The 13,052-nt window shown below is 67.0% G+C and carries 7 protein-coding genes; all 7 read right to left on the bottom strand.

Going from position 1 to position 13,052, the window contains the following annotated elements:
• Positions 1 to 835 (bottom strand): elongation factor Tu (tuf, locus tag LY05_RS12920; RefSeq protein WP_148923120.1); only part of this gene is annotated, 835 nt, incomplete at its 3' end.
• 73 nt (positions 836 to 908) lie between these two features.
• Entirely contained in the window at positions 909 to 3,050 is a 2,142-nt protein-coding gene (gene fusA, locus LY05_RS12915) for an elongation factor G (protein ID WP_148923429.1), read from the bottom strand.
• 21 nt (positions 3,051 to 3,071) lie between these two features.
• A complete protein-coding gene (gene rpsG / locus LY05_RS12910) occupies positions 3,072 to 3,542 on the bottom strand; it encodes a 30S ribosomal protein S7 (protein ID WP_072747965.1) in 471 nt (156 codons plus the stop codon).
• Positions 3,543 to 3,554: 12 nt separating this feature from the next.
• Positions 3,555 to 3,926: a 30S ribosomal protein S12 gene (gene rpsL, locus LY05_RS12905; protein ID WP_072747966.1), complete on the bottom strand. Its 372-nt coding sequence runs from the start codon at positions 3,924 to 3,926 to the stop codon at positions 3,555 to 3,557.
• 244 nt (positions 3,927 to 4,170) lie between these two features.
• A complete protein-coding gene (locus LY05_RS12900) occupies positions 4,171 to 4,398 on the bottom strand; it encodes a hypothetical protein (RefSeq protein WP_072747967.1) in 228 nt (75 codons plus the stop codon).
• Between the two features lie 173 nt (positions 4,399 to 4,571).
• A complete protein-coding gene (rpoC, locus tag LY05_RS12895) occupies positions 4,572 to 8,807 on the bottom strand; it encodes a DNA-directed RNA polymerase subunit beta' (RefSeq protein WP_148923428.1) in 4,236 nt (1,411 codons plus the stop codon).
• Positions 8,808 to 8,894: 87 nt separating this feature from the next.
• On the bottom strand, positions 8,895 to 12,992 hold the full coding sequence (gene rpoB, locus LY05_RS12890) for a DNA-directed RNA polymerase subunit beta (protein WP_072748063.1): 4,098 nt from the start codon (positions 12,990 to 12,992) through the stop codon (positions 8,895 to 8,897).
• Between the last annotated feature and the right edge of the window lie 60 nt (positions 12,993 to 13,052).

Genomic DNA, 13,052 nt, shown 5'->3' with positions numbered 1-13,052 from the left:
TGCCGCGCAGCAGCGCGCCGATGTTGTCGCCCGCCTCGCCGCGGTCCAGCAGCTTGCGGAACATCTCGACGCCCGTGCAGGTCGTCTTCTTGGTCGGACGCAGACCCACGATCTCGACCTCGTCGCCGACCGTGATCACGCCGCGCTCGACGCGGCCCGTCACCACCGTGCCGCGGCCCGAAATCGAGAACACGTCCTCGATCGGCATCAGGAAGGGCTGGTCGATCGGACGCTCGGGCGTCGGGATGTACTCGTCGACCGCCGCCATCAGCTCGCGGATCTTGTTCTCGCCGATCTCGGGGTCGCGGCCCTCGAGCGCCGCAAGCGCCGAGCCCGCGATGATCGGAATCTCGTCGCCCGGGAAGTCGTAGGACGACAGCAGCTCGCGCACCTCCATCTCGACCAGCTCGAGCAGCTCGGGATCGTCGACCTGGTCCACCTTGTTCAGGAACACCACCAGCGCCGGAACGCCCACCTGGCGCGCCAGCAGGATGTGCTCGCGCGTCTGCGGCATCGGGCCGTCGGCCGCCGAAACCACCAGGATCGCGCCGTCCATCTGCGCCGCGCCCGTGATCATGTTCTTCACGTAGTCCGCGTGGCCCGGGCAGTCGACATGCGCGTAGTGGCGCTTCTCGGTCTCGTACTCGACATGCGCCGTCGAGATCGTGATGCCGCGCGCGCGCTCCTCGGGAGCCGCGTCGATCTGGCTGTAGTCCTTGAACTCGCCGAAATACTTCGTGATCGCAGCCGTCAGCGTCGTCTTCCCGTGGTCAACGTGGCCGATCGTGCCGACGTTCACATGCGGTTTCGTGCGCTCGAACTTTGCCTTCGCCATGAGAGGCCTCCATTCCTTTGGTCGCCGGAGCGCCGCATCGCGGACCGCTCCGGCCGATTGGTTGTTCCGTGGATCAGGCGTATTTCGCCTGGATCTCTTCGCTGATGTTCTGCGGCACCGGCTCGTAGTGGTCGAAGAGCATCGTGAACTGCGCGCGGCCAGAGGACATCGAGCGCAGCGTGTTGATGTAGCCGAACATGTTGGCCAGCGGCACGAAGGCGTTGATCACCGTCGCGTTGCCGCGCATCTCCTGGCCGGTGACCTGGCCGCGGCGGCTGGTCAGGTCGCCGATGATGCCGCCCGTGTATTCCTCGGGGGTGACCACCTCGACCTTCATGATCGGCTCGAGCAGCTTGGGCGCGCCCTTCTTGATGCCTTCGCGCATCGCGGCGCGCGAGGCGATCTCGAAGGCCAGGACCGAGCTGTCCACGTCGTGATAGGCGCCGTCGACCAGGGCCACCTTGACGTCGATGACCGGGAAGCCCGCAAGCGGACCCGAGTCGAGCACCGACTTGATGCCCTTCTCGACGCCGGGGATGTATTCCTTCGGCACCGCGCCGCCGACGATGCGGGACTCGAAGCTGAAGCCCTCGCCCGGCTCGGTCGGGGTCAGGATCAGCTTGACGCGCGCGAACTGGCCCGAGCCGCCCGACTGCTTCTTGTGGGTGTAGTCGATCTCGGTTTCCTTCGAGATGGTCTCGCGATAGGCCACCTGCGGCGCGCCGATGTTCGCCTCGACCTTGAACTCGCGCTTCAGGCGATCGACCAGGATGTCGAGGTGAAGCTCGCCCATGCCCTTCATGATCGTCTGGCCCGATTCGAGGTCGGTCTCGACGCGGAAGGACGGGTCCTCGGCGGCCAGGCGCGCCAGGCCCTGCGACATCTTCTCCTGGTCGGCCTTGGTCTTGGGCTCGATGGCGATCTCGATCACCGGATCGGGGAAGGTCATCGTCTCGAGCACCACGGGATCGGCCGGATCGCACAGCGTGTCGCCGGTGGTGGTCTCCTTCAGACCGGCCAGGGCGATGATGTCGCCGGCGAAGGCCTCCTCGATCTCCTCGCGCTGGTTCGAGTGCATCATCATCATGCGGCCGATGCGCTCGCGCTTGCCCTTGGTCGAGTTGAGAACCGAGTCGCCCTTCTTGATCTTGCCCGAATAGATGCGGGTGAAGGTGAGCGAGCCCACGAAGGGGTCGTTCATGATCTTGAAGGCCAGGCCCGCGAAGGGCTCATCGTCGCTCGGATGGCGGGCGACGTTGCGGGTCTCGGTCTCGTCGCCGGGGCGGAAGCCCATGTAGGCGGGCACGTCGAGCGGCCCGGGCAGGTAGTCGATCACGGCGTTGAGCATGGGCTGGACGCCCTTGTTCTTGAACGCCGAGCCGCACAGCACCGGCACGAACGACATGCTGAGCGTGCCCTTGCGGATCAGGCGGCGCAGGGTGGCGGCGTCGGGCTCGTTGCCCTCGAGATACGCCTCCATCACCTCGTCGTCCTGCTCGACGGCGATCTCGATCATCTCGGCGCGCATCTCTTCGCACTTGTCGCGCAGCTCGGGGCGCACGTCGCGCAGCTCCCAGGACGCGCCAAGGTCGTCGCCGGCCCAGACCCACTCCTTCATGGTGATGAGATCGACCAGGCCCTCGAGGTCGTTCTCGGCGCCGATCGGGCACTGGATCGGCAGCGGCGTGGCGCCGGTGCGGTCCTTGATCATGCGCACGCAGTTGAAGAAGTCGGCGCCGATCTTGTCCATCTTGTTGACGAACACGATGCGCGGCACCTTGTAGCGGTCGGCCTGGCGCCAGACCGTCTCGGTCTGCGGCTCGACGCCGGCGTTGGCGTCAAGCACGCACACCGCCCCGTCCAGCACCGCCAGCGAGCGCTCGACCTCGATGGTGAAGTCGACGTGGCCGGGGGTGTCGATGATGTTGAACCGGAACTTCGCCTTCTCGGGATCGGAGCCCCACTCGGGCGAGGGGGTCTTGCCGTCCTCGGTGTGGAACCAGAAGGTGGTCGTCGCGGCCGACGTGATCGTGATGCCGCGCTCCTGCTCCTGCTCCATCCAGTCCATCGTCGCGGCGCCGTCGTGCACCTCGCCGATCTTGTGGGACTTGCCGGTGTAGTAGAGGATGCGCTCGGTCGTCGTCGTCTTGCCGGCGTCGATATGCGCCATGATGCCGAAGTTGCGGTAGCGCTCGAGCGGGTATTGGCGGGGCATGGGCTTCGTCCTGCTGTGGGGTTACCAGCGGTAGTGGCTGAACGCCTTGTTGGCGTCGGCCATCTTGTGGGTGTCTTCCCGCTTCTTCACCGCGGCGCCGCGGCCGTTGACCGCATCGAGCAGCTCGTTGGCCAGCCGCTCTTCCATGGTGTTCTCGTTCCGGGCGCGCGCGGCGTTGATCAGCCAGCGGATCGCCAGCGCCTCGCGGCGCTCGGGGCGGACCTCGACGGGCACCTGGTAGGTCGCGCCGCCGACGCGGCGGGAGCGCACCTCGACGGACGGCTTGATGTTGTCGAGCGCCTCGTGGAACGCCTCGATCGGCGAGCGCTTGAGACGGGCCTCGACCCGCTCCATCGCGCCGTAGACGATCTTCTCGGCCACGGACTTCTTGCCGTCATACATCAGGTTGTTCATGAACTTGGTCAGCACGCGGTCGCCATACTTCGCGTCGGGCAGGACCTCGCGCTTTTCGGCGCTGTGACGTCGAGACATCGCGCTCTCTCCTTACTTGGGCCGCTTGGCGCCGTATTTCGACCGGCGCTGACGACGATCCTTGACGCCCTGGGTGTCGAGGACGCCGCGCAGGATGTGGTAGCGCACGCCGGGAAGGTCCTTCACGCGGCCGCCGCGGATGAGCACGACCGAGTGCTCCTGCAGGTTGTGCCCCTCGCCCGGAATGTAGGAGATGACCTCATACCCGTTCGTCAGGCGCACCTTGGCGACCTTGCGAAGCGCCGAGTTCGGCTTCTTCGGCGTCGTGGTGTAGACACGGGTGCAGACGCCGCGCTTCTGCGGGCAGGCCTGCAGATGCATCGACTTCTGTCGCTTCACTTTGGGCTGCCGCGGCTTGCGGATCAGCTGCTGGATCGTCGGCATAGGGCGGATACCCTTCTCAACACGTTGTTCGTTGGCCGCGCCGCGCGCGGATCGCGCAACGCGAATTGCCGCGAGGATTGCGCCGAAGCGCATCCTGCGGCGAAATTCCAGAGGATCGGAGCCGAAGCCCGGATCTTGACCGCCAGAATCAGGTTGTCGGGCGCAACACGACGACTCGCCGCGCTACGAGTGCGCGGAACCTACGCATGCGCCGGGCCGCTGTCAACAGCGGCCGCGGCGCCGCTCAGTCTTCGGGCGGCGCGTGCAGCGCGCGCACCGCTTCGCCCAGCGCGGCGTCGATCTGGTGCAGCGCCGCCGCCAACGCTTCGGCCAGCGCGGGATCGATGGGGCGCGAGGCGGCCGCCAGATCGCGCAGCCCCGCCACCGCCGCCACGGCCAGCGCCGCGCAGCGCTCCACGTCGGACAGCGGCCCTTCGGCGTCGATGACCGCGGCAAGTCGATCGTCTGCCATCGTGGCGCCTCCTGCATAAGGGTCGAAAAAGGCTAGCGGCTGCCGCCTGGGTTGTCCAATGCTTACGAATTCACGCGAACTGCGGCGCCGGCCCGGCCGCCCGAAGGAAGAAGGCCCGCGGCCCCCCTCGAGAAGGGGCCGCGGGCCGCCATTCGCATCGATGCCGCGCCGGCTCAGGCGTCGGGCTGCGGGGCGTCGGGGTCCGAAGGCTCGGCCGGCGGCGCCAGCCGCGCGGCTTCGGCCGCGGCCGCCTCGGCCGCCGCGCGGCGCTCGGCGATCACCTTGGCGTCGCGCTCTTGCGCGATGCGCTTGAGCCGCTGCGTCGCGCCGCCCGTGCCCGCCGGGATCAGGCGCCCGACGATCACGTTCTCCTTCAGGCCCACCAGCTTGTCCACCTTGCCCTGCGTCGAGGCTTCGGTGAGCACGCGGGTCGTCTCCTGGAACGAGGCCGCCGAGATGAAGCTGCGCGTCTGCAGCGACGCCTTGGTGATGCCCAGAAGGACGGGCTCGCCCTTGGCGGGCTCCAGCCCCTGAGCCTCGGCCTTGGCGTTGACCTCCTCGAACTCGACCTTGTCCACCTGCTCGCCGGGCAGGAAGGTGGTGCCGCCGGACTCGGTGATCTCGACCTTCTGCAGCATCTGGCGAATGATCACCTCGATGTGCTTGTCGTTGATCTTCACGCCCTGCAGCCGGTAGACCTCCTGGACCTCGTTGATCAGGTAGTCGGCCAGCGCCTCGATGCCCTGGATGCGCAGAATGTCGTGCGGCGCCGGGTTGCCGTCCATCAGGTATTCGCCCTTCTGGATCAGGTCGCCCTCCTGCACCGCGATGTGCTTGCCCTTGGGCACCAGATACTCGACGGGATCCTGGCTTTCGTCGAGCGGCTCGATGGTGATGCGCCGCTTGTTCTTGAAGTCCTTCCCGAAGCGGACGTAGCCGGTCACCTCGGCGATGATGGCGTGATCCTTCGGACGGCGCGCCTCGAACAGCTCGGCCACGCGGGGCAGACCGCCGGTGATGTCCTTGGTCTTGGCGCCCTCGCGCGGGATGCGCGCCAGAACGTCGCCCACGCGCACCTCCTGCCCGTCCTCGACCGACAGCACCGCGTCCACCGACATGGCGTAATGCGCCGGGTTGTTGTTGTCGAGGCGCACGGGCTCGCCGGTCTCGGGGTCCTCGATGATGATCGCGGGCTTGAGCTCGTTGCCCTTGGGCGCGGTGCGCCAGTCGGACACGATCCGCTGCGAGATGCCCGTCGCGTCGTCGGTGTCCTCGCGCACCGAGACGCCCGGGATCAGGTCCACGAACTTGGCGCGGCCGGCCTTCTCGGCGATGATCGGCAGGGTGTAGGGATCCCACTCGGCCAGCTTCTGGCCGCGCTTGATCTCCTGCCCCTCCTCGACCAGCAGCTTCGAGCCGTAGGCCAGCTTGTAGGTCGCGCGCTCGACGGGCTTGGGCCCGCGCTTGTCGACGATGGCCAGCGTGACGTTGCGGCCCATCACGATGGTCTCGCCGTCCGCGTTGCGGATCAGGTTGCGGTTGCGGATCTCGAGCTCGCCTTCCTGGCTGGCCTCGATGAACGAGTTGTCGGTCACGTTCGCCGCGCCGCCGATGTGGAAGGTGCGCATGGTCAGCTGCGTGCCCGGCTCGCCGATCGACTGGGCGGCGATGATGCCCACCGCCTCGCCGGGGTTCACCTTCGCGCCGCGCGCCAGGTCGCGCCCGTAGCACTGGGCGCAGACGCCGTCCTGCAGCTCGCAGGTCAGCGGGCTGCGGATGCGGATCTCCTGGATCTGGGCGGCCTCGATGGCCTCGACGTCGCGCTCGTCGATCAGGCGGCCGGCCTTGACCAGCACCTTCTCGGTGGCCGGATCGACCACGTCCTCGAGCGGCACGCGCCCCAGCACGCGCTCGCCCAGCGTGGCGATGACCACGCCGCCGTCGATCACCGCGCGGGCGGTGATGCCCTTGTCGGTGCCGCAATCGTCGGCGCGGATGATGCAGTCCTGCGCCACGTCCACCAGACGACGGGTCAGATAGCCCGAGTTGGCGGTCTTGAGCGCGGTGTCCGCCAGACCCTTGCGCGCGCCGTGGGTCGAGTTGAAGTATTCGAGCACCGTCAGACCCTCCTTGAAGTTGGAGGTGATCGGCGTCTCGATGATCTCGCCCGAGGGCTTGGCCATCAGGCCGCGCATGGCGGCCAGCTGGCGCATCTGGGTCGGCGAGCCGCGCGCGCCCGAATGCGACATCATGTAGACCGAGTTGGGCTCCTTCTGGCGGCCTTCCTCGTCCACCTGCACGGCCGAGATCGCCTTCATCATCTCTTCGGCCACGCGGTCGGTGCACTTGGCCCAGATGTCGACGACCTTGTTGTATTTCTCGCCCTGCGTGATGAGGCCGTCCAGATACTGCTGCTCGAACTCGGCGACCTGCTTGCGCGTCTCCTCGACGATCTCCCACTTGGAGTCGGGGATCACCATGTCGTCCTTGCCGAAGCTGATGCCGGCCTTGAACGCCTCGGTGAAGCCCAGCGACATGATCCGGTCGCAGAAGATGACCGACTCCTTCTGCCCGCAATGGCGGTAGACGGTGTCGATGACCTCGCCCACCTCCTTCTTGCGCAGAAGGCGGTTGACCAGGTCGAACGGCGTCTTGGGGTTGAGCGGCAGCAGCTGGCCCAGCCGCAGGCGGCCCGGCGTGGTGTCGTAGCGCTTGAAGATCTCTTCGCCGTTCTCGTCAAGCTGCCTGACGCGGCACTTGATCTTCGAGTGCAGGTGCACCAGCCCGGCATGGAGCGCATGCTCGACCTCGTCGACCGAGGCGAAGGCCATGCCCTCGCCCGGCATCCCCTCGCGCTCGAGGGTGATGTAGTAAAGGCCCAGCACCATGTCCTGCGAGGGCACGATGATCGGCTTGCCGTTGGCGGGCGAGAGCACGTTGTTCGTGCTCATCATCAGCACGCGCGCCTCCAGCTGCGCCTCGAGGCTCAGCGGAACGTGCACGGCCATCTGGTCGCCGTCGAAGTCGGCGTTGAAGGCGGCGCAGACCAGCGGGTGCAGCTGGATCGCCTTGCCCTCGATCAGCACCGGCTCGAACGCCTGGATGCCCAGACGGTGCAGCGTCGGCGCGCGGTTCAGCAGAACCGGGTGCTCGCGGATCACCTCGTCGAGAATGTCCCAGACCTCGGGGCGCTCCTTCTCGACCAGCTTCTTCGACTGCTTGACCGTCGAGCTCAGCCCCTTGGCGTCGAGGCGCGCGTAGATGAAGGGCTTGAACAGCTCGAGCGCCATCTTCTTGGGCAGGCCGCACTGGTGCAGCTTCAGCTCGGGGCCGGTCACGATCACCGAGCGGCCCGAGAAGTCGACGCGCTTGCCCAGCAGGTTCTGGCGGAAGCGGCCCTGCTTGCCCTTGAGCATGTCGGACAGCGACTTGAGCGGACGCTTGTTCGCGCCGGTGATGACGCGGCCGCGACGGCCGTTGTCGAACAGCGCGTCCACCGACTCCTGCAGCATCCGCTTCTCGTTGCGGATGATGATGTCGGGCGCGCGCAGCTCGATCAGCCGCTTGAGGCGGTTGTTGCGGTTGATGACCCGGCGATACAGGTCGTTCAGGTCCGAGGTCGCGAAGCGGCCGCCGTCCAGCGGCACCAGCGGGCGCAGCTCGGGCGGAATGACCGGGATCACGGTCATGATCATCCATTCGGGGCGGTTGCCCGACTCGATGAAGCTTTCGACCAGCTTCAGCCGCTTGATGATCTTCTTGGGCTTGAGCTCGCCGGTGGCCTCGGCCAGCTCGGCGCGCAGCTGGTCGCGCTCGGCCTCGAGGTCGATGGCGGCCAGCATCTCGCGGATCGCCTCGGCGCCGATGCCGGCGGTGAAGGCGTCTTCGCCGTAGGCGTCCTGCGCGTCGAGATATTCCTCTTCGGTCAGCAGCTGGCCGTGCTTGAGCTCGGTCAGGCCGGGCTCGATGACCACATACTGTTCGAAGTAGAGGATGCGCTCAAGATCGCGCAGCGTCATGTCCAGCATCAGGCCGATGCGCGAGGGCAGCGACTTGAGGAACCAGATGTGCGCCACCGGCGCGGCCAGCTCGATATGGCCCATGCGCTCGCGCCGGACCTTCTGCAGCGTGACCTCGACGCCGCACTTCTCGCAGGTCACCCCGCGATACTTCATGCGCTTGTATTTGCCGCAAAGGCACTCGTAGTCCTTGATCGGACCGAAGATGCGCGCGCAGAACAGCCCGTCCTTCTCGGGCTTGAAGGTGCGGTAGTTGATCGTCTCGGGCTTCTTGATCTCGCCATACGACCAGCTGAGGATCCGCTCCGGCGAGGCGAGGGTGATCTTGATCTCGTCGAAGGTCTTCGGCGGCTGGTTCGGATTGAAGACGTTGCTGAGTTCCTGGTTCATTCCCGTGTCCTTGAATGACCCTGTTGCGTGGCGTCCCGCGCGCCGCGGCCCCCGGGGGAAGGGGCCGCGCGCAGATCGTCGGGGCGCTTATTCTTCCTCGCTGCTCAGCAGCTCCATGTTCAGACCCAGCGAGCGGATCTCCTTGACGAGAACGTTGAACGACTCGGGCACGCCCGCCTCGAAATTGTCCTCGCCCTTGACGATCGCCTCGTAGACCTTCGTGCGCCCGGCCACGTCGTCGGACTTGACCGTCAGCATCTCCTGCAAGGTATAGGCCGCGCCGTAGGCTTCCAGCGCCCAGACCTCCATCTCGCCGAAACGCTGGCCGCCGAACTGGGCCTTGCCGCCCAGCGGCTGCTGGGTGACCAGGCTGTAGGGGCCGGTCGAGCGCGCGTGGATCTTGTCGTCCACCAGGTGGTGCAGCTTGAGCAGATACTTCATGCCCACCGTGACCGGCCGCGCGAAGGGCTCGCCCGTGCGCCCGTCATAGAGGGTGACCTGCCCGCTCTCGTCCAGCCCGGCGCGGCGCAGCGCGTCGTTGACGTCGGCCTCCTTGGCGCCGTCGAAGACCGGGGTCGCGATCGGCACGCCGGCGCGCACCGTCTCGGCCGCCTCGACCAGCTCCTCGTCGCTCATGGGCGCGAGGGCCTCGTCGAACAGCGCGTCGCCATAGGCGTTGCGCATGGCCTCGCGCACCCGATCGAGCTCGCCCGAGCGGCGATAGGCGTCGAGCGCCTCGCCGATCTGGCGGCCCAGGCCGCGCGCCGCCCAGCCCATATGCGTCTCGAGGATCTGCCCGACATTCATGCGCGAGGGCACGCCCAGCGGGTTCAGCACGAAATCGACCGGCGTGCCGTCCTCGAGGAAGGGCATGTCCTCTTCGGGGACCACGCGGCTGATGACGCCCTTGTTGCCGTGGCGGCCGGCCATCTTGTCGCCCGGCTGCAGCTTGCGCTTGACGGCGACGAAGACCTTGACCGTCTTCATCACGCCCGGCGGCAGATCGTCGCCGCGGCGCACCTTCTCGATCTTCTCGTCGAAGCGGCGGTCGAGCGTCTTCTTCTGCGCCTCGAACTGGGCGTGCAGCGCCTCCATGGCCGAGGCGTCGGCCTCTTCGGGCAGGGCCAGCTGCCACCACTGGCCGCGGCTGAGCGTCGAGAGCAGCTCTTCGGTGATCTCGGTCCCGGCCTTGACGCCGCGCGGGCCCTTGACCGCCGTCTTGCCCAGAAGCAGGGCCTTGAGGCGCGCATAGGTGTTGCGCTCGAGGATCGCCAGCTCGTCCGAGCGGTCGCGGTTCAGGCGCTCGATCTCCTCGCGCTCGATCTGCAGCGCGCGCTCGTCCTTCTCTACGCCGTGACGGTTGAACACGCGCACCTCGACCACGGTGCCGTAGTCGCCCGGCGGCAGGCGCAGCGAGGTGTCGCGCACGTCCGACGCCTTTTCGCCGAAGATGGCGCGCAGCAGCTTCTCTTCGGGGGTCATCGGGCTTTCGCCCTTGGGCGTGATCTTGCCCACCAGGATGTCGCCCGGCCCGACATGGGCGCCGATGTAGACGATGCCCGCCTCGTCAAGGTTGCGCAGCGCCTCTTCGCCCACATTCGGGATGTCGCGCGTGATCTCCTCGGGGCCAAGCTTGGTGTCGCGGGCCGAGATCTCGTATTCCTCGATGTGGATCGAGGTGAACACGTCGTCCTTGACGATGCGCTCGGAGATGAGGATCGAGTCCTCGTAGTTGTAGCCGTTCCAGGGCATGAACGCGACCAGCACGTTCTTGCCCAGCGCCAGCTCGCCCAGATCGGTCGAGGGCCCGTCGGCGACCACGTCGCCCGCGCGCACCACGTCGCCCACCTTCACCAGCGGACGCTGGTTGATGCAGGTGTTCTGGTTCGAGCGCTGGAACTTGCGCAGGCGGTAGATGTCGACGCCCGGATCGCCCGGCGCGATCGGGTCGGTCACGCGCACGACGATGCGCGTCGCGTCCACCTGGTCGATGACGCCCCCGCGCCGCGCCACGATCGCCGCGCCCGAATCGCGCGCCACCACCTCTTCGATGCCGGTGCCGACGAAGGGCGCCTCGGCCTTGATCAGCGGCACCGCCTGGCGCTGCATGTTCGAGCCCATGAGCGCGCGGTTCGCGTCGTCGTTCTCGAGGAACGGGATCAGCGCCGCGGCGACCGACACCAGCTGCTTGGGGCTGACGTCCATCATGTCGATGTCTTCGCGCCGCGCGATGGTGTGCTCGCCCGCGCGCCGGCACGAGACCAGCTCGTTGACGAAGCGGCCTTCCTCGTCCAGCTCGGCGTTGGCCTGGGCGATGGTGTGGCGCATCTCCTCGGTGGCGGACATGTAGACGACCTCGTCGGTCACCTGCCCGTCGACCACCTTGCGGTAGGGCGTCTCGATGAAGCCGTAGCGGTTGACCCGCGCGAAGGTCGCCAGCGAGTTGATGAGGCCGATGTTCGGACCTTCGGGCGTCTCGATCGGGCACATGCGCCCGTAATGGGTCGGGTGCACGTCGCGCACCTCGAAGCCCGCGCGCTCGCGCGTCAGGCCGCCCGGACCAAGCGCCGACAGGCGGCGCTTGTGCGTCACCTCGGAAAGCGGGTTGGTCTGGTCCATGAACTGGCTCAGCTGCGACGAGCCGAAGAACTCGCGCACCGCCGCGGCCGCGGGCTTGGCGTTGATCAGGTCCTGCGGCATGACGTTGTCGATCTCGACCGACGACATGCGCTCCTTGATCGCGCGCTCCATGCGCAGCAGGCCGACGCGATACTGGTTCTCCATCAGCTCGCCCACCGAGCGCACGCGGCGGTTGCCCAGATGGTCGATGTCGTCCACCTCGCCGCGGCCGTCGCGCAGCTCGACCAGCGCCTTGATGACGGCGATGATGTCCTCGCGGCGCAGCGTGCGCTGCTGCGGATCGGCGTCAAGGTCGAGGCGCATGTTCATCTTCACGCGGCCCACGGCCGACAGGTCGTAGCGCTCGGGATCGAAGAACAGCGACTCGAACATGGCCTCGGCCGCCTCGACGGTCGGCGGCTCGCCCGGGCGCATGACGCGGTAGATGTCCAGCAGCGCCTGCTCGCGGTTCATGTTCTTGTCCACGGCCATGGTGTTGCGGATCCACGGGCCGTAGTTGACGTTGTCGATGTCGAGGGTCGGGATTTCCTCGAAGCCGGCGTCCAGAAGGCGCTGCACGACCTCCTCGGTCAGCTCGTCGCCCGCCTCGACGAAGATCTCGCCGGTGTTCTCGTCGATCATGTCGCGCGCGGCGAAGCGCGAGTAGATCGTCTCGAAGGGCAGGAGGATCTCCTTGACCTTCTCCTTGTCCAGCTTGTTGATCGCGCGCGGCGTGATCTTCTTGCCCGCGGGGAACAGCACCTCGCCGGTGGCGGCGTCGACGATGTCATGGGCGGGCTTGGTCGCCTTCAGCCGCTCGGGGTCGAAGGGCGCCGCCCAGCCGTCCTTGGTCCGGCGATAGACGATGGTGTTGTAGAAGTGCTCCATGATCTGGTCCTGGTCCAGGCCCAGGGCATAGAGCAGCGTCGTCACCGGCAGCTTGCGGCGGCGGTCGATGCGCGCGTAGACGATGTCCTTGGCGTCGAACTCGAAATCCAGCCACGAGCCGCGATAGGGAATGATGCGCGAGGCGAAGAGCAGCTTGCCCGACGAGTGCGTCTTGCCCTTGTCGTGGTCGAAGAACACGCCCGGGCTGCGGTGCATCTGGCTGACGATGACGCGCTCGGTGCCGTTGACGATGAAGGTGCCGTGTTCGGTCATGAGCGGCATGTCGCCCATGAACACGTCCTGCTCCTTGATGTCCTTGACCGACTTGGCGCCCGTTTCCTCGTCCACCTCGAACACGATCAGGCGCAGCGTCACCTTCAGCGGCGCGGCGTAGGTCATGTCGCGCTGCTGGCACTCCTCGACGTCGAATTTCGGCGGCTCGAGCTCGTATTTCACGAATTCGAGGATCGCCGTCTCGTTGAAGTCCTTGATCGGGAAGACCGACTGGAAGACGCCCTGGATCCCCTCGCCGTCCATGGGCGCGTCGCCGTCCCCGGATTTCAGGAACAGGTCGTAGCTGGACTTCTGAACCTCGATCAGGTTCGGCATCTGCGCGACTTCGCGGATCTTGCCGTAGTGCCTGCGAATGCGTTTGCGACCGGAATGAGTCTGAGCCATGCTCGTCATGTACCTCTGCTGACGCCCGCGCGCCGCCGGGGAACGGCCGCGAAGCTCCGC

The sequence above is a fragment of the Oceanicella actignis genome (genome assembly GCF_008124525.1).
GTDB lineage: Bacteria > Pseudomonadota > Alphaproteobacteria > Rhodobacterales > Rhodobacteraceae > Oceanicella > Oceanicella actignis.
The sequence above is the reverse complement of the archived record's forward strand: the minus strand, read 5'-3'. Positions and strand labels throughout refer to the sequence as shown.